The following is a 994-nucleotide window of genomic DNA, read 5'->3' as shown; positions in this document are numbered from 1 at the left end:
GCGCGAACTAGCGGTGCTTCATGAAACGGGAGCCACTATGCAGCGCGTTCAGGATCGGAATGCAGCGATGAAAATTCAGGAGAAGCACGGCAACGGCGATAGTGTGCGGATGTCACACAATCAAAATGGAGACAGCCACATGGGTGGAATACCAACTTTGTTACAAATCAACCAGGTCTGCGAGAAAATCGGCGTAAAAAAATCAACCGTTTACAAGTGGATGGACGAGCAGAAGTTCCCCCGGCCGTTAAAACTGAGCCCGACCTGTGTTCGATGGCGTGAAGACGACATAGCCAATTGGTTACAGGGAATCGAAGTTCCAAGTGGGAACGGTGAGCAGCCCCTTGCGAGACAGGAGACGCCCCGCTGCACGGTTGTCACGCCAATGCCGGTGCACACTGTGGATGCTCAAACACTACAATCTCAGGTAAGGCTAGCAGTCCAAAAAGCAGGAGGCGCGACAGCGCTTGCTCGTGCGCTCGGCATTAAACACACAGCCCCTTACGGCTGGAAGCGCATTCCCGCTGAACGTGTCTTAGACGTCGAGGCATTAACGGCTATTCCATGCTCTGAACTCAGACCTGATATCTATCCGCCTGACAGATTTGCACAATTGCCGCTCGAAGCGGACTGATAGCATTTTCCTACTTGGGCGAATCTTTCGTGGCCGCGGTTTTGTCTCTACCGGTCGCGCCAGCGAAGAGGGTGTGCCGGCTTTACGGGAGGTGAAGCCGCACGCCAGTCCGTTTATTCAGTAACCAAGTCATACTTTCACCTACAGCTCACATAATAAGATTCAAATTCCATAATGAAATCTGTAACTATACTGGCGACAGATTAATGATAAACAGCAGAAAGGCACGAGAACGGCACGGTAATTCAGCATCTTACTCTGATTATCAGGATCATGTTCCCATTAGAAATTTACGAATCTTTTGATTGCGATTGGCGACGACACGTCTAAGGTGTTCTAGGGGAATACCTCAGCATAAAA

General features: G+C 50.3%; 1 protein-coding gene. It reads left to right on the top strand.

Translation table 11 applies throughout. The features are described 5' to 3' along the window. A partial coding sequence (locus tag RCF13_RS00225) for a YdaS family helix-turn-helix protein (protein ID WP_308140673.1) occupies positions 1-634 on the top strand: 634 nt, incomplete at its 5' end. Positions 635-994 lie beyond the last annotated feature (360 nt).

This window comes from Stenotrophomonas maltophilia group sp. RNC7 (genome assembly GCF_030910085.1).
Classification (GTDB): domain Bacteria; phylum Pseudomonadota; class Gammaproteobacteria; order Xanthomonadales; family Xanthomonadaceae; genus Stenotrophomonas; species Stenotrophomonas sepilia.
The sequence above is the reverse complement of the archived record's forward strand: the minus strand, read 5'-3'. Positions and strand labels throughout refer to the sequence as shown.